This window comes from Burkholderia stagnalis, from assembly GCF_902830275.1.
Classification (GTDB): Bacteria; Pseudomonadota; Gammaproteobacteria; order Burkholderiales; family Burkholderiaceae; genus Burkholderia; species Burkholderia stagnalis.
The window spans coordinates 450,705-467,079 of record NZ_CADESW010000001.1; the positions used below are offsets into that span (position 1 = coordinate 450,705).

15 protein-coding genes are annotated in these 16,375 nt (G+C 69.0%); 7 read left to right on the forward strand and 8 right to left on the reverse strand.

The window, feature by feature from the left end; translation table 11 throughout:
- Window positions 1-3 precede the first annotated feature (3 nt).
- Window positions 4-1,068 (forward strand): glycosyltransferase family 2 protein, encoded by a 1,065-nt coding sequence (locus HWY45_RS02005; RefSeq protein WP_059566169.1) that lies wholly within the window; start codon window positions 4-6, stop codon window positions 1,066-1,068.
- Between the two features lie 9 nt (window positions 1,069-1,077).
- A complete protein-coding gene (locus tag HWY45_RS02010; RefSeq protein ID WP_059884366.1) occupies window positions 1,078-1,476 on the forward strand; it encodes a GtrA family protein in 399 nt (132 codons plus the stop codon).
- A 59-nt stretch (window positions 1,477-1,535) separates the two neighbouring features.
- Here the strand turns inward: HWY45_RS02010 and HWY45_RS02015 are convergent, their stop codons facing one another.
- Together HWY45_RS02015 and HWY45_RS02020 are read right to left on the reverse strand one after the other, a co-directional pair.
- Window positions 1,536-3,029: a sigma-54 dependent transcriptional regulator gene (locus HWY45_RS02015; protein WP_059808760.1), complete on the reverse strand. Its 1,494-nt coding sequence runs from the start codon at window positions 3,027-3,029 to the stop codon at window positions 1,536-1,538.
- Between the two features lie 444 nt (window positions 3,030-3,473).
- On the reverse strand, window positions 3,474-4,394 hold the full coding sequence (locus tag HWY45_RS02020) for a metal-dependent hydrolase (protein ID WP_059884367.1): 921 nt from the start codon (window positions 4,392-4,394) through the stop codon (window positions 3,474-3,476).
- 474 nt (window positions 4,395-4,868) lie between these two features.
- Here HWY45_RS02020 and HWY45_RS02025 point away from each other — a divergent pair, with 474 nt between their 5' ends.
- The 4 genes from HWY45_RS02025 to HWY45_RS02040 all read left to right on the forward strand — a co-directional run bounded on the left by HWY45_RS02025 (window position 4,869) and on the right by HWY45_RS02040 (window position 8,475).
- Window positions 4,869-5,210 (forward strand): FKBP-type peptidyl-prolyl cis-trans isomerase, encoded by a 342-nt coding sequence (locus HWY45_RS02025; protein WP_059808766.1) that lies wholly within the window; start codon window positions 4,869-4,871, stop codon window positions 5,208-5,210.
- A gap of 23 nt (window positions 5,211-5,233) precedes the next feature.
- Window positions 5,234-6,007, forward strand: coding sequence for a helix-turn-helix transcriptional regulator (locus HWY45_RS02030; RefSeq protein ID WP_059808769.1), 774 nt, complete (start codon window positions 5,234-5,236; stop codon window positions 6,005-6,007).
- Window positions 6,008-6,351: 344 nt separating this feature from the next.
- Window positions 6,352-7,404 carry a GNAT family N-acetyltransferase gene (locus HWY45_RS02035; RefSeq protein ID WP_230946916.1) on the forward strand — a complete coding sequence of 351 codons (1,053 nt, stop codon included), beginning with the start codon at window positions 6,352-6,354 and terminating at the stop codon, window positions 7,402-7,404.
- Between the two features lie 63 nt (window positions 7,405-7,467).
- Window positions 7,468-8,475, forward strand: coding sequence for a fatty acid desaturase family protein (locus HWY45_RS02040; protein ID WP_059808775.1), 1,008 nt, complete (start codon window positions 7,468-7,470; stop codon window positions 8,473-8,475).
- A gap of 48 nt (window positions 8,476-8,523) precedes the next feature.
- On the opposite strand, the gene HWY45_RS02045 is transcribed toward HWY45_RS02040, so the two are convergent.
- Complete coding sequence (locus HWY45_RS02045) at window positions 8,524-8,994, reverse strand: winged helix-turn-helix transcriptional regulator (RefSeq protein WP_059884369.1); 471 nt, start codon at window positions 8,992-8,994, stop codon at window positions 8,524-8,526.
- Window positions 8,995-9,147: 153 nt separating this feature from the next.
- Here HWY45_RS02045 and HWY45_RS02050 point away from each other — a divergent pair, with 153 nt between their 5' ends.
- A complete protein-coding gene (locus HWY45_RS02050) occupies window positions 9,148-10,380 on the forward strand; it encodes an MFS transporter (RefSeq protein ID WP_059884370.1) in 1,233 nt (410 codons plus the stop codon).
- A gap of 10 nt (window positions 10,381-10,390) precedes the next feature.
- Here the strand turns inward: HWY45_RS02050 and HWY45_RS02055 are convergent, their stop codons facing one another.
- Genes HWY45_RS02055 through HWY45_RS02075 form a run of 5 tightly spaced genes read right to left on the reverse strand, consistent with a single transcriptional unit; the run spans window position 10,391 to window position 16,355 of the window.
- Window positions 10,391-11,554, reverse strand: coding sequence for a glycosyltransferase family 4 protein (locus HWY45_RS02055; protein WP_059808782.1), 1,164 nt, complete (start codon window positions 11,552-11,554; stop codon window positions 10,391-10,393).
- Window positions 11,554-12,738, reverse strand: a complete 1,185-nt coding sequence (locus tag HWY45_RS02060; protein WP_059884371.1) for a glycosyltransferase family 4 protein — start codon at window positions 12,736-12,738, stop codon at window positions 11,554-11,556. Before HWY45_RS02060 ends, HWY45_RS02055 begins: the two co-directional genes overlap by 1 nt.
- The gene (locus tag HWY45_RS02065) at window positions 12,735-14,204 is read right to left on the reverse strand and encodes an O-antigen ligase family protein (protein ID WP_059884372.1); all 1,470 of its coding nucleotides are present in this window, start codon (window positions 14,202-14,204) and stop codon (window positions 12,735-12,737) included. The genes HWY45_RS02060 and HWY45_RS02065 overlap by 4 nt, the downstream gene beginning before the upstream one ends.
- An 11-nt stretch (window positions 14,205-14,215) precedes the next feature.
- A complete protein-coding gene (locus HWY45_RS02070) occupies window positions 14,216-15,352 on the reverse strand; it encodes a glycosyltransferase family 4 protein (protein ID WP_059884373.1) in 1,137 nt (378 codons plus the stop codon).
- Between the two features lie 43 nt (window positions 15,353-15,395).
- Window positions 15,396-16,355: a glycosyltransferase family 2 protein gene (locus HWY45_RS02075; protein ID WP_059566182.1), complete on the reverse strand. Its 960-nt coding sequence runs from the start codon at window positions 16,353-16,355 to the stop codon at window positions 15,396-15,398.
- Between the last annotated feature and the right edge of the window lie 20 nt (window positions 16,356-16,375).

Here is a 16,375-nt window from a genome sequence, read left to right on the forward strand (position 1 = left end):
GTCATGCGGGCTCTCATCCATCCACCGCTCATCTCGCTGGTCGTGCCGTTCTACAACGAAGGCGAGGCCGTCGAGCACTTCTTCGATGTCGTGATGCCGCTGATGAGCGGGATCGACGGGATCCGCTTCGAGATCGTCTGCGTCAACGACGGCAGCCGCGACGACACGCTCGACCGCCTGATCGCGATCGGCACGAAGGACCGGCGCGTGCGCGTGATCGACCTCACGCGCAACTTCGGCAAGGAGGCCGCGCTCACCGCGGGCATCGACGAGGCGGTGGGCGACGCGGTGATCCCGATCGACGCGGACCTGCAGGACCCGCCGTCGCTGATCCCGGTGATGATCGAGCACTGGCGCGGCGGCGCGGAAGTCGTCGCCGCGCGGCGCACCAACCGCGCGTGCGATTCGTTCGCGAAGCGCACCGCCGCGAAGCTGTACTACCGCGTGCACAACGCGCTGTCGGAAGTGAAGCTGCCGGAGAACGTCGGCGATTTCCGGCTGATGGACCGCCAGGTGGTCAACGCGCTGCGCAGCCTGCCGGAGCGGCGCCGCTTCATGAAAGGCCTGTTCGCATGGGTCGGCTTCCGGACGGTGATCGTCGACTACGAGCGCGAGGCGCGCAGCGCCGGCAAGTCGAAGTTCTCCGGCTGGAAGCTGTGGAACTTCGCGCTCGAGGGGATCACGAGCTTCAGCACGGTGCCGCTGCGCAGCTGGACCTACATCGGGCTCGGCATCGCCGCGCTGTCGTTCCTCTACGGTTCGTTCATCGTCACGCGCACGCTGATGTTCGGCAATCCGGTGCCGGGCTATGCGTCGCTGATCTCGGCGATGCTGTTCATCAGCGGCATCGAGCTGGTGGGCATCGGCGTCGTCGGCGAATACATCGGGCGGATCTACTACGAATCGAAGGAACGGCCCGTCTATCTCGTGCGCCGCCGCTACCAGGCGCGCAGCAAGGTGACGTCGCTGCCGGTGTCGCGCGATTCGCTGCGCCAGGCGTCCGCCGCCGCGCGGGCCGACCTCGCGCGCCGCCGCTCGCTGACGCGCCATCGCGTCGCCGCCCGCTGAGCCGATGCCATGGAACCCGACGTGATCCGCGCCGTCTATGCCGCCGAACGCGCGCGGCTGTTCCGCTTCGGCGTGTCGGGCATCTGCTCGACCGCGATCCATGCGCTGATCGCATCGGCGATGTTCGCGCTGCTCGACGCGACGGCCGTGACCGCGAACGCCGTTGCGTTCGTCTGCGCGACGGTGTTCTCGTATCTCGCCAATACGCTGTGGAGTTTTTCGTCGAACGTGCAGTGGCGCAACCTCGCGCGCTTCGTCGCGGTCGCGCTGTCCGGCCTCGTCGAGACGATGCTGCTCGCGCGCGGCACCGACGCCCTCGGCCTCGCGCACGGCTGGAGCATCGTCGCGGTGGTGCTGTTCGTGCCGCCGGTGACGTTCGTGCTGCACCGGCTCTGGACCTATCGCTGAAGCCGGCACGCGCCGGACGACGCCGCGCGCGGCGGGCCGCTGCCCGCGGCCGGCGCCGTTCAGCCGACGCGGCGATGGCCCGCGTCGCCGGACGGCGGCCCGGGCGACGTGCCGCCGTCCTTCCCGCCGTTGTCGCCGTTGTCGTGATCGTTCAGCCCGTGCTCGATCATCATCCGGTAGAGCGTCACGCGCGAAATGCCGAGTTCGGCGGCCGCCTTGTTGATGCGGTGATCGTTGCGCAGCAGCGCGTTCTCGATCGCGGTGCGCTCGGCCAGCGCGCGCGCCTGTTCGAGCGTCACGGGCTCGGTCTCGCCGGGCGACTCGAGCCCGAGATCGTGCGGCGTCAGCAGCCGGCTCTCGGCCATCACGATGCCGCGCCGCACGCGGTTGATCAGCTCGCGCACGTTGCCCGGCCACTCGTAGCGGCGCATCGCGTCGAGCGCGGCCGACGTGAAGCCGCTGATCTTGCGGCCGCTGTCGGCCTTGTATTTCTGCAGCACGTAGTGCGCGAGGATGTCGATGTCCTTGCCGCGCGCGCGCAGCGGCGGCTCGTGGATGCGCAGCACGCACAGCCGGTGATAGAGATCCGCGCGGAACCGCGCGCCCTCCACCGCGCCGTCGAGATCGACGTGCGTCGCCGAGATGATCCGCACGTCGACAGGGATCGATTCCTGGCCGCCGAGCCGTTCGATCTTGCCTTCCTGCAGGAAGCGCAGCATGCTCGCCTGGCTTTCGAGCGGCATGTCGCCGATCTCGTCGAGGAACAGCGTGCCGCCGTTGGCCGCCTCGATCCGCCCGGCGCGCCGCTGGCTCGCGCCGGTGAACGCGCCGCGCTCGTAGCCGAACAGTTCGGATTGCAGCAGGTGATGCGGAATCGCGCCGCAGTTGATCGCGACGAACGGGCCCTTCGCGCGGCTGGAGCGCTCGTGGATCGCGAGCGCGGTGAGTTCCTTGCCGGTGCCGGATTCGCCGGAGATGAACACGCTCGCATCGGTCTTGGCCACCTTGCGGATCGTGCTGAACAGCTGCTGCATCGCCTCGCAGTTGCCGATCATCCCGTGCTCGCCGATCGACGCCGCATAGGCCGCGCCGTCGACGCGGTCGAGCGCCGCCATGCCGCGCGCGTGGCCGAGCACGTGGGAAATCCATTCATACGGAAGCGGCAGCGTCACGTAGTCGAAGCAGTAGCTGCGAATCAGTTCGCGCACCACCGGGCTGATCGTCACGCCGGCCCGCGCGATCGAGATCCAGCCGATCGCCGGCTGGCTCAGGCACGCCTTCAACGCGGGGAAATCGCGCGACGTGAAGCCGGTAAAGTCGATCAGGCCGGCGGCCACGCCCACGCCGGACGTCATGTTCTGCGCGGTGCCGGCGGTCTTCGCGATCGTGATTTCCCAGCCGAGCGAGCGCAACTGCTCGAGCAGCGGCTCTTCGGGCGAGCGCGCGATCACGAACAGCTTGCGCCCCGCTTCGGGCGCCGTGATGGACACCGGCGGCACGCCGAATGCCGTGGATGCCGCGTCCCTGGTTGGCTCGGGTGACTTTGAAGCCATCGTTGTTCCCCGCTTAGCGTTGGTATCGCGCTTCGGATTCCCGCCGCGGCACGCGACGGACCAGACGGTGATACCGACATATTCGCCGGATTTCCGTCTGAATAAAATACCCGCCGCAATAATCGCGTCGGTGCGAAGCCTGCCTTGAGCGGTATATCGGCGCCGGCGCGATGCGGCTAGATGGGTGTTATCCCGGTGGCGGGGTGGGCGCGAAACGGGCTGGCGCGGCGGCACGATGCCCGCGCCGCACCCATGCCGCACATCTCGTGCCGGCGAAGCCCGATTTCGGGTCGGAACGGTTCCGCATGGGCGCGGCGGCGCGCCCGCCGATCCGGTTGATCGAGGTCAATCGTCTGACGCACCCGGCTGACGTGCGGGCGCAACACGACGGCGCCCTGCCCGTTTGCAATATGACGACGTCAAGGGCCCAGCAACGGCCCAACGTCAGCGGCCCGACGTCAGCGGCGCCGGCACGTTCGCGCGGCCGCGCCCGGGCGGCGCGGCGTCGTGCCCGCCATACGCGGCGACGAGCGCATCGACCCGCGCGAGATGATGGCGGTTGTCATGGTCCCACGGATGGAAACCGGGCCGGAAGAAGCTCAGCCAATCGCCCGCAATACGCGGAAACAGCCCCCGGCGCGGCCCGTACAGGAACGCGATCATGCTCAGCGTGCCGCGCACGCGCTGCCGCTTCGCGTCGGGGTCGCGCGACAGCAGCGCGCGGTGCATCAGGTACACCGTCGGCCAGAACGTCAGCGTCGTCACCGCGTAGACGCCCACGCGGATCAGGTAGCGCCGCAGGCCCGGCTTCATCGCCGCGTTCCACACGTCGAACGACACCGACTTGTGCTCGGTTTCCTCGAGCGCATGCCAGATCCACATCTGCCGGTAGCCGTCGACCGAGCCGGCGAGCCGCGACGGATCGCGCAGGATCCAGTCCGCGAGCATAGCGGTGTAGTGCTCGGCGGCGACCGTATGCGCGAGCTGCACCGAATGCGGCAGCGTGCGCTTCACGTAGTCGAGCACCCACCAGACGCGCTTGTCGAGCTTGCGCGCGGGCAGCCGGTTCGCCTGCAGCAGCTCGTTGTATTCGACGTGCTCGCGCGTATGCATCGCTTCCTGGCCGATAAAGCCGAGCACCTGCTGCCTGAGCAGCGGATCGTCGACGCGGTCGCGATAATTGCGCACCGAATCCATGAAGAAACGCTCGCCCGCCGGAAACAGCAGCGACAGCGCGTTGAAGAAATGGGTCACGTGCGGGCCCTTGCCGTGCCAGTTCTTCGCGCGCTCGACCGGCAGGTCGAAGCGCAGGTCGCGACGCACCGGCATCACCTCGGCCGCGGCGGCGGAAGCGGCTGATTTCATGTTGTTCGTCTCCGGTCGCGGCGGGCATTGCGCCGGTTCGCGACATCGATAATCTTGACATTGACAGATGTAAAGATAGGCCGCGGCGACGCGCACATGCAAGCCGCGCGATAGATGCGCGCTTCCAAACACCTTGCAGGGAATACGACGGAAAAGCCGGTGTGCAAGTGACGCGAACGCAGGCGGGAATTCGAACGCGATCGGGCATCGGCGGCCGGCCGGCGGGCCCTGCCGCGGCGCCTGTCGGCGCCCGCCGGATGCAGGCAGCGCGCGCCTCGCGCAAGCCGGCGCATGACCGGCATCGCCGCCGCCGCGCAGCGGATTCATACGCGCGCAGGCATCGCATGCGCGCCGTGCGGGCCGGCCCGCCTGCACCCGATTCAAACGCGCCCGTCGAGCACCACGCCTGCAGCGGCGGCGGTGCGCGCGCTCGCCTACAATGACGGTTTCACCCAACCCCACTCAGGAGTAGTCATGGCAGTCATCACGACCGATTCGGGCCTCAAGTACGAAGATCTCACCGAAGGCACGGGCGCCGAGGCGCAAGCCGGTCAAACGGTCAGCGTGCATTACACCGGCTGGCTCACCGACGGCCAGAAGTTCGATTCGAGCAAGGACCGCAACGACCCGTTCGCGTTCGTGCTCGGCGGCGGCATGGTCATCAAGGGCTGGGACGAAGGCGTGCAGGGCATGAAGGTCGGCGGCGTGCGCCGCCTGACGATCCCGCCGCAACTCGGCTACGGCCCGCGCGGCGCAGGCGGCGTGATTCCGCCGAACGCGACGCTCGTGTTCGAAGTCGAGCTGCTCGACGTCTGACGCAACCGAACGCCGTCCGCCCGATGGAAACCATCGCGTCCCCCGCCATTGCGCTGCGCCGCTACGACGCGTCGGAAGCGTCGGACGTGCACGACTTTCACCAGGTCGTGGTCGGCCTCGACGGCGCGATGGTGATGGCGGTGGACGGCGTCGGCCAGCGCATCGACCGGCATGGCGCGTGGCTGATTCCGGCCGGCTCGCGCCACGACTACGCGGGCCTCGGCGAAAACCGCCAGCTCGTGCTCGACCTGCCCGCCGCATCGCTCGCGGTGCCGCAGCGGCTGTTCGACGGCGCGCGCGCCGTGTCGATCGATCCGCGCCTCGCCGCGCTCGTCGCGCAGGTCGCGGCGGCCGCCGCGCGCTTCGACGCGCCGGCCGGCGACGCGCAACGCGCCGCCGCGCATCGCTTCCAGTGGCAGGCCGCCGCGCGGCTGTGCGGCGCCCTGCTCGGCGACGGCCGCCTCGCGGCGCCCGCGGCGGGCCTCGATTTCGCGCGCATCGACCAATGGCTGCGCGCGCGGCTCGCCGAGCCGCTGCGCATCGCCGACCTCGCCGAGCATTGCGGCTACGGCATGCGCCGCTTCCACCAATTGTTCGTCGACGCATTCGGCGAAACCCCGCACCGCTACCTGCAGCGGCTACGCCTCGACGCGGCGGTGATCCTGCTCGCCGACGGCCGGCATGCGCTCGCGGATATCGCCGGGCAGGTCGGTTTCTCCGACCAGAGCGCGTTCACACACGCGTTCACGAAGCGGTTCGGCATCGCGCCGGGCCGCTGGCGCGGCGATCGTCACTGAAAAGCCGTCGCACCGGCCACCCTGCCTCTCGCCCCCCGCTTCTCGCTTCTCGCTTCTCGCTTCTCGCTTCTCGCTTCTCGCTTCTCGCTTCTCGCTTCTCGCTTCTCACGGTTGAAATTCGGCACGTCGAAAATCAATCGCGAATCAAATCCGGACTCCGCAAAATCAGCATTATTTCCCTCGAAATAATTAACCTGATTGTATATACAACTTAAACAAAAACAACCTCAATCCTTAAACAATCCAATATGTAACAATTTGCTACAAACTGCGACGATTTACCCGGCCGCACTTTATATTCCGCCATATTCATCGAGAGCCAATCAATCGATCTGATTTTTTAAATGAATCACACTTCAGAAAACATTATTTCCGAAAGTTTTATCGACAGAAATAATGAAAATGCCGTGACATTCAGGATTCGCCGCGCGACCGTTGCCGACGCCCGTCGCATCTGCGCGCTATTCGAAAAGGAATATGGCGATTCGTCGCATCCGTGCCTCGATGAGCATTATGTCCGCGAGGCGATTTCAAGCAGATCGGAAGTCTGGTTCGCCGCCGAAGTGGAAATCGACACGCTGATCGGCTGCATGAGCGTCAGTTACAACGCTCAGAATCGTTCGTGGGAATTCGGCCGCGGCATGATTTCCCAGCATTACCGGAAAATGGGCGTCATCTCGGCGCTGATGCAGGCGGCCATCGATTCGATGCCCTCCTCGACGCACGACCTGACTTTCGTGGTTGCCCGCAATTACGCGTCGCTCCAGGCCCTGCGCAATTACGTCGACGTGATTCCCGTCGGCCACGACGGCTCGCCGAACATGGTGCGCGGCATCCGCGAGCATCACGCGGTGGCGATCGGGTCGTTCGGCGCGGGCCGGCATCCGCATTACCTGCCCGCCGCGCCGGTATTCAGCGAATCCGCGTTCCTGCGGCGGCAGGTGTTCGAGCCGCTCGGGCTCGGCGCGACGGTCGGCGTCTATCCGAATACGTTCTTCTGGGGGCACGGCGATCTGTTTTCCGACCAGTTCACGTATCGCCAGGACGAGCGGGTCGACGCGATCTACCTGTGCCAGCACGCACGCGGCGACAGCGCGACGATGGACGAAGTGATCGGCGACCTGCACCGTTTCCTCGCGCGGCACGGCGGCTCGCAGCAGTACGTGGGCGCGATCGTGCTCGCCGACAAGCTCGACCTCGTCAAGGCGATGCTCGAGATCGGCTTCGCGATGACCGCCTATCTGCCGGCGTGGCACTGGCACCGCGGCGCGCGCTACGACTGCGTGCTGCTCGCGCGCCGCGAACACGGCTTCGCGAACAAGAACGGGCTCGACGCCTACATCGATTCATTCGATGCGGCTTACCGGGATATCGGCCGCCACATCCTGGCCGCCTGATGCATCGGCCCGGCACGACCGGGCTTTCTGCTTGACCCATACCGAGGAACGACTGAGGTTCGAATGACGAAAGACGAATGGCTGTCCGTGAAGAAGCAATTGCCGCAAGGGCCGACAGGCGCCGCAACGATCGCGCTCTGGCTGGCCGATCTCGCGCTGCTCGCCGTGGCCTGGGCGATGTGGCACAGCGGCGGCTGGTGGTGCGTGCCGGCCTACCTGGTCGGCATGCTCGCCGTGCTGCATTTCTACCTGATCATGCACGAGGCGACGCATGCGGCCGTGTCGCGCGCGGCCTTCGTCAACGACGGCATCGGCCATGTCTGCTCGTGGATCATCGGCCTGCCGTATCTGCCGCGCCGCAGAAGCCACCTCGGCCACCATGCGTGGACCGCGCATCCGACCGGCGACCCCGAAAACAAGAAGATGATCGAGAAATTCTCGGTGATGACGGAAAAAGAGGCGCGCACGCTCGAATTCATGTGGCGGCACTGGATCCCGATGATCGCGTTCAACCATATCTTCAGCCACTGGATCGCGTCGTTCCAGCCGCAACGCTCGCGCGCGGAGCGCGGGAAACCGAACCGGGAATGGGCGTATGCGATCGCCTACCTGATCGGTTACGCGGCCGTCGGCGCGATCGCGTTCGCGTCGGGCGTGCTCGGCGAACTCGTCGCCTTCGCCGCCCTTCTGTGGCTCACGCTGCTGCTTGCCGTCGAAATGCTCAACCTGCCGCATCACGCGGAGATTCCGCTGCTCGCCCATGACGCGCAGCGCCCCCCGCTCTGGGAGCAGGACGTCGTGTCGCACAGCTGCGCGAGCGTGCCGATCTGGTCGCGCTGGGTGATCCTGAACTTCAATCTCCACGTGGTCCATCACGCGTACCCGTGGCTGCCGTGGCACGACTTGCCGCGCGCGCAGCAGCTCGTCGACGCGATCCCGTCGGCCGAAGCGTCGTCGCAGCAGCACGAATGGGCGTTCTCGGTCACCAACCGGCGCCGGCCGCTGCTCAAGCTGATGGGCCACTTCTTCGACAAGCGCGGCGCCGCGCCGGCAACGGCGCCGGGAGACTGACGCCGCGCACGCCCGGCCGGGGCGCCCGCCTGCCCCGGCCGGCCGGATTCACCGCGCGCTTGCCGCGCCGTCGCCCCCGACCTTCCTGACGACGGTTTCCGCCGCCTTCACCGCGCTGCCGTCCTCGCGCCGCAGCGCCTGCTTGCGGACCGCCCTGCCGGTCTTGCGGTCGATCAGCACCGAATGCGGCTCGCCGCGCGCGAACAGGTTCGCCTCGCTCCACTGGCGCAGCAGCACGATCACCGGAAACAGCCCCTCGCCCTGCTTCGTCAGCACGTACTCCTGGTACGCGGTGCCGTCCGACGCGGGGACGGCCTTGAATATCCCTGCCTCCACCAGCATCCTGAGCCGGTCCGACAGGATGTTGCTCGCGACGCCGAGGCTCGCGCGGAAATCGCCGAAGCGGCACACGCCGTCGAATGCGTCGCGCACGATCAGCAGCGCCCACCGGTCGCCGACGATGTCGGTCGCGCGCGCCACCGGGCACGGTGAATCCGCGAGACTTTTCTGTTTGGCCATCTTCCCCTCCGCTATCGTGCCGGCCGCCACCGTGGCGACTCCGGCAAACGCCGCGCGGGCAGCCGCCCGCACCCCAACAAGTTGCATTTTAAAATTTCTTTTCCTACACTCCAACAACTTTCAATTTGCAACCAGTTTGCGTGAGGAACAACGATGGATTCATCCTGGAATTCGGCGAACGCGACCCATGCGGCGAACACGGCCGATGCAGGCGGCCGGCTGTCGACCGCCCGCATTGCGCTGCTGGCCGTGTGCTGCGCGGCGAGCGTCGCGAACGTCTATTACGCGCAGCCGCTGCTCGATGCGATCGCACGCGACTTCGGCATCGCGCACGCCGAGGTGGGCGGCGTGATCACCGCGACACAGCTCGGCTGTGCGCTCGCGCTGCTGTTCGTCGTGCCGCTCGGCGACCTGCTGAACCGCAAACGGCTGATCGCCGTGCAACTGGTGCTGCTGGCGGCCGCGTGCGCCGGCGTGGCCGCATCGTCGTCGCGGCTCGAATTGCTGGCCGCGATGGCCGGCGTCGGGCTGCTCGGCACTGCGATGACCCAGGGCCTGATCGCGTGCTCGGCGACGCTCGCGGGCGCGGGCGAGCGCGGCCGCGTGGTGGGCGCCGCGCAGGGCGGCGTCGTGATCGGCCTGCTGGCCGCGCGCTCGCTGGCGGGGCTCGTGACCGATCTCGCCGGCTGGCGCGCGGTGTATCTCGTGTCGGGGGCGCTCGCGATCGCGATGCTGGTCGTGCTGCTGCGGCTGTTGCCCGATACGGGTGCGCCGCGCGCGCGCATCGGCTATGCGGCGCTGCTGGCGTCGATGGGCGCGCTGCTGCGCCACGACCGCGTGCTGCGGGTGCGCGGCACGCTCGCGCTGCTGATGTTCGCGGCGCTCGGCATTTTCTGGAGCGCGATGGTGCTGCCGCTCAGCGCGCCGCCGCACGCCATGTCGCATACGGGCATCGGCGCGCTCGGCCTCGTCGGCGCGCTGGGCGCGGCGGCGGCCGCGCGCGCGGGGCGGCTCGCCGACCGCGGCCTCGGGCAGGCGACGACGGGCGCGGCGCTGGTGCTGCTCGTGGTGTCGTGGCTGCCGCTCGCGTTCACGCCTTCGTCGATTGCGCTGCTGATCGTCGGCGTGATCCTGCTCGACATCGGCGGGCAGGCGATTCACGTCGTCAACCAGAGCCTGATCTTCGACGCGCAACCGGATGCGAACGCGCATGCGCGGCTGGTCGGCTGCTACATGCTGTTCTATTCGGTCGGCAGCGGCGTCGGCGCGATCGCGTCGACGCTGGTGTATGCGCGCGCCGGCTGGACCGGCGTCTGCGTGCTCGGCGCGGCGGTGAGCGCCGCCGCGCTCGCGTTCTGGGCGGCGACGCGCAAGCGCGCGCGCTGACGCGGCACGCTCAACCGGCCTGGATCGCCTCGTCGTAGACGCCCGCGACCCGCCGCGCGATCACCGCATTGTCGAAGTGATCGCGCGCATAGCGCTTGCACGCCAGTTCGTCGGGCAGCGTGATCGCGCCCGACAGCGCCGCGCCCAGCCCGTCCGCGATCGCGTCCGCGCCGGTGGCGGGCAGCACCAGGTCGCCGGACAGCCCCGCGACCGCCTCCGGCAAGCCGCCCACCGGCGTGACCAGCACCGGCGTGCCCGATGCGAGCGATTCGACGGTGATCAGCCCGAAGCCTTCGAGCGCGACCGTCGGCACGACGCTGACCGTCGCCGCGCGGTACAGCGCCGCGAGATGCTGGTCGGGCACGAAGCCGAGCAGCTTCACGTTGTTCTGCAGCCCCTCCGCGTCGATGCGGGCCTGCAGTTCCTCGGCGAGCTTGCCCTTGCCGGCGATCAGCAGCAGCACGTCCGGGTGGCGCTGCTTCACGCGGCCGATCGCGTCGATCAGATCCTCGAGGCCCATGCGCCGCACGAGCCGCCGCACCGCGAGCACGATCGGCCGGTCCTGCGGCAGCTGCAGCCGGTGCCGCGCCTCGCCGGGCGTGAGCGGCGTGTCGAACTGCGCGGTGTCGACGCAGCCGGGAATCACGCGCACCCGCTCCGGATCGATGTCGTAGCGGCTCGTCAGGATCTGGCCGAACGCCTGCGACAGCACGATCAGCCGCGACGAGCGCGCGTAGACGGCCTGCTCGAGATAGCGCTTCGCGCGCTGCCCGAGCGACGCGGCGCCTTCGACCTGGCTCTCGTCGGCCCACGGCCCCTGGAAATGCGAGACCTGCGGGATCCCGCGCGTGACGTCGAGGCCCGGGAACGTGTACAGCGCGAAATGCGACGAGATCACGTCGGGCCGCTCGGTGCGGATCGTGTCGCGCAGCGCGCGGCGCGCGGCGAGCATGCGGCGCGCGAGCGGCTGCTCGGCCGGGCCGAAACCGCGGATCGCGCCGCCGGTGTCGCTCGCCACCTGCTCGGAGCCTGCGACGAGCCCGCGCACCGCGACGCCCGCGCCGGGCAGCGCGCCGACGAGCGAGTAGTACATCCGGTCGAGGCCGCCCGCGCGTTCGGGAAACCAGTGCATGCCGATTTGCAGCGATTTGATCGGCCGGGGGGAAAGAGACATCACGATTGCTCCTGCGTGACCGCATGCTCGACGCGCTCGAAGGCGCTCGGCTGCGAGGGTTGGCCGATGCGCCGGTAAAGCGCAATGTACTGGGCGCCCATGTGCGCCCAGCCGAAACGGGTCATCAGTTCGCTCGCCGCGGCGCCCATCGCGCGGCAGGTGTCGCGCGACGCCGCCAGCGAGCCGATCGCCTGCGCGAGCGCGGCCGGATCGTCCGGGTCATCGAGCACGATCCCGCACTCGCGCGTGATGATCTCGGCGCCGCCCGCCGTGCGCGCGGTGACGACCGGCAGGCCCGCCGCCATCGCCTCGAGCAGCGACAGGCTCATCGCCTCGTAGCGCGACGGAAACACGTAGGCGTCGGCCGAGCGCATCAGCGTCGGCATGTTCTTGACGAGCCCGAGGAAATGCACGCGCCCCGCCAGCCCGAGCGCGCGCGCCTCGTCCGGATACGGGCTGCCCGGCAGGTAGCCGGCCACCGCCAGGTGCACGTTGCCGGGCAGCTTCGCGAGCGCCTTCAGCACAGTGCCGAGGTTCTTGCGCGGCGTGCGCAGGTCGCCGACGAACAGCAGCAGGAACGCGTCGGCGGGCAGCTTGAACGCCGCGCGGTCGGGCAGCGCGTGCGCGAACGCGCCGCCGTCCACGCCGTTGTAGATCACGCTGATCTTGCCGGCGTCGATGCCGAGCCCGGCGATTTCATCGGCGACCTTCTGCGACACCGCGGTGATTGCGCGCGAGCGCCGGTATGCCCAGCGTTCGAGCGTGGTGTTCACGCGCGTGTACACGTACTGGTACGCGGACCACAGGCCCTTGGCCGGCCCGAACGGGTAGTACGGGCTCTTGAACCAGCCGCCGTGCACGAAGTGCGCGGTGTTCACGTCGGCCTTGATCCACGAGATGAAGCCGTTCACGTGCAGCACGTCGTAGTCGGCGCGATGCGTGCGCAGCCACCACGCGCTCTTCAGCGCGAACACCTGCTGCCTGACGAGGTTCGACGGCCAGAAGCGGCCGACCTTCACCGGCACCCAGCGCACCCGGTGGTCGGCCAGCAGCTCGGGCGCGACATGCGACGCGACGAGCGTCACCTCGTAGTTCTCGGCCAGCGCCGCGCGCGCGATTTCGTAGTTGACGCGGCCCTGCCCGTCGTTATGACGCACGACGTGCGTGACGATCGCGATTCTCAATGGTCGGCTCCCCGTTGACGCGCGGCGGCCACCTGGCGCTGGGTCTTCTGCCAGTGCGCCGCGGAAAGTATTGAAAAAATGGCGGTAAACAGCAGCAGCCCGCCGGTGCCGATCAGCGAGTTCGTGAACACGAGCATCGCGAACACGGACAGGCACAGGCTCAGGCAGGCGCCGACGAACTTGTCCTTGCGCAGCTTGAACGCCGCGCGCAGCGTGCGGCCGAGCAGCATCACGACGCCCGCCAGGTACAGCAGCGTGCCGGGCCAGCCGAGCACGAACGGCACGTTCATCACGCCGCTGTCGAAGCTGCCGTACTTGCCGAGCTCGCCGCTGTCGCTCGACAGCTTGGTCGACGCGCCGGTCGCGCCCATCCCTTCGCCGGCGACGTCGGTGAACGCCGTCTCCGCGAAGGTTGCGTAGAACTTGTTGCGGTCGTCGTAGCTGCGGTCGTCCTTCAGGTTCGTGATCGACTGCAGGCGCGCGCCGAGCCGGTCGGCCACCGGCCCGACGGTCAGCAGCGGAACGCACAGCCCGGCCAGCACCAGCCCGCTGACGAGGATCCGCATCCGCACGCGGTTGTTCGACTGCACGAGCTGGATCGCGAGTGCGATCACCCAGCCGCCCCACGTCGAGCGCACCAGACACAGCGCGAACGAAATGAAGCCGGCCGCCCCCGCTACCCAGCGAATCTTCTGCGGCGCCGCGAGCACGAACACGAGCGCGCCCATCATCGCGAACGCGAACGGCCCCGACGAGTTCATCGTGCTGAACACGCGCACGCCGTACGGCACCGGCTCGCCCTGCGAGCCCATCTGCGAGCCGACCATCCACAGCACGTCCCATTGCGGCATCACGAAGTACTGCACGACCCCGTACAGGCCCATCACGAGCATGCCCCACATGAAGGTGGACAGCAGCACGTCGCGGTACTCGGGATAGTCGCGCGCGTGGACCATGATGTGAAAGCCGATCAGCACCGGATACAGCCAGTTCGCGAGGTCGTAGGTCGCCGCCATCAGGCCGCTCGACACGATGCCGACCAGATACGCATAGCCGAGCCCGAACAGGATCAGCAGCACCGGAATCCCGCGCCGCTGCGCGAGCGCGCGGTAATGGCGCACCAGGCCGAGCGCGCAGATCATCGTCACCGCGAGCGGCGCGACCTGGATCAGGCTGGTCGGCGTGAACGCGCCCTTCGACCAGTCGGCGAGACGGCGCACCTCGGGGCTCAGGAACCACACCCACCACATGAAACCGACGTAGCGCGCCGGGCTCTTGAAATACAGCCACAGGCCCACCGCGATCGCCAGCGCCGGGAACGCGAGCGTCAGCAGCGTGCCCTGGTGCGCGGCGATCAGCACGGCCGTGACGGTCCACAGCCCGGCCTGCCCGGCCCAGTGCTTCGGTTCGGCGAACCAGCGGCGCGCGCGGCCCGCGGGCGGCGCGGCGGCAATCGACGTATTCATGGCACCCGCGCTCATCGCGACGACGGCCGGGAATCCGCGAGCGGCAGCGCCGCGCCGGCCGGCGCCGGCGTGCGGTGCCGGCGCAGCAGCTCGCGGGTGATCCGCACGTGCTGCGCGGCGAATGCCTGCGTCGTCAGGTCCTGCTCGCGCAGGCGCGCGGCGGCGGCCCGCGCGGTCGCCAGCGCGAAGCTCGGGTCGGCCGCGAAGCGGTCGGCCGCCTCGCGCAGCGCCTGCGCGTCGAACGGCGGCACGTAGGCGGCCGCGTCGTGCGGGAAGTAGTCGCGCAGCCCGCCGACATCGGACACGATCATCGGCTTGCCGACCGCGGCCGCCTCGAGCATCACCGTGATGCCCGACGCGTGGTGGTTCGGCCGCAGCGGCACGACGATCAGGTCGGCCCATGCATACAGTTCGTGCTGCTTGGCAAGCCCCGACGCCGAGCCGATCGTCACGTTCGGCGCGTGCCACTCGCGCGGCACGCGGCGGCGCGTCGCGAGCCGCACCTCGTAGCGCGCGTCGCCGCCGAACGCGGCGAGGAAGGTGCGCCAGTCGCGGTCGCGGTCGTTGCCGATCGCCGCGATGCGCAGCGGCCGGTTCGGCAGCCACTGCCGCGGATCGCCGATCGGGAAATCCTGCGTGTTCAGCCCGTAAAGCACGAACTGCGCATCGCGCTGCAGGTAGCGGCGGCACAGCTCCGCGTTGTCGCGCGCGAGCGTCGTCAGCACGTCGGCGCGCGCGAGCAGCTTGCGATACAGCCAGCGCCGCAGCCAGCCGTAGCTCGCCCACTTGTCGTACAGCCACACGCTTTGCGCGAGCAGCAGCGGGCGTTTGCCCTGCGCGCCCGCGAGCTTGAGCAGCAGCGCGGCGGCGAGGTGTTCCTGCTCGGTGTGCGTCCAGATCACGTCGGTGTTCAGCAGCGCCGCGCGATTGCGCCACGCATGCACGACGTCGAAACCGAGCCCCGCCTTCAGCGCGCGGCGCGCGAGGCTGACGACGCGGTTCTCGCGCGCGTCCTGCGAATAGCTGAGCCGGAATTCGTCCGATTCCGCGTGGTGATAGCCGTACAGGCAGCCGATGTCGTCGCCCTTGCGGTACGTACGCGGATCGGCGCCGTAAAACAGATGAACATGAACTTTCGTTGCGGTCATGCGAGCCCTCCGGGGGCGGCCGCGCGTCGTGCGCGCGGCCCGTTCAAGACGTCACCGGCGGCATCGCCGCGCGGTGGGGGGCAAGGTTCGCGCGGCGCGCGTCGCGGGCGCCGCGGCGCACCGCGCGCCAGTGCTCGCGCACCCGCTCGCGCCGCGCGGCGGGCAGCGCCAGCAGCAGGTGCGCAAGGCCCGGATAGACGCGCGTGCCGACCAGCGTCCACCACCACCACGCGATCTCGCGCCGCACCAGCGGCAGGTGCTCGCGCAGGATCAGGTGCAGGTTGTACGCGCCGTTGCTGATCGCGTTCAGCGACGCGGCATCGCGCCGGTCGTCGTCGAAGCGCTCGGCCGGAAAATGATCGACCGCGATCGCCGGGTCGTACACGAGCTTCCAGCCGTCGCGCTGCACGCGCATGCTGAACGCCATGTCGTTGTGCACCTGCGCGCCGGCGCCGCGCAGCCGCGTGTCGAAGCGCAGCCGTTCGATCGCGGCGCGGCGGTAGCTCATGTTGGCGCCCTTCAGCATGTCGACTTCGCGCGCGCCGCCGACGCCGAGGTGATGATTGCCGACGATCTTGCCGGACAGCGTGAGCTGGCCGACGCGCTCGCGCGATTCGTCGAGCACGCGGCCTTTCTCGTGGACCCAGTCGCGCCCGCCGACCGCGCCCACGCGCGGATCGGCCTCGAACGCCGCCTCGACGCGCGCGAGCCAGTCGGGGCGCGGCGCGGCGTCGTCGTCGGTGATCGCGACGATGTCGCCGCGCGCCGAGTCGAGCCCCTTGTTCAGCGCGGCGACCTGCCCCGGCACGTCCACCGGCACCACCTGCAGCGGCAGCGCGCCGCCGACCGACGGGTCGGCGAGGCGCTCGTGCGTCGCATCGTCTTCCGGGCGCGCGACGACGATCACCTCGTCGGGCGCCCGCGCCTGGCGCTGCAGCGCCTGCAGGCAGCGCGCCAGGTCGGCCGGACGCCGGTAGGTCGGAACGAGCACGGAAATCTTCATCTTCGGTTTTCTCCTGTCGA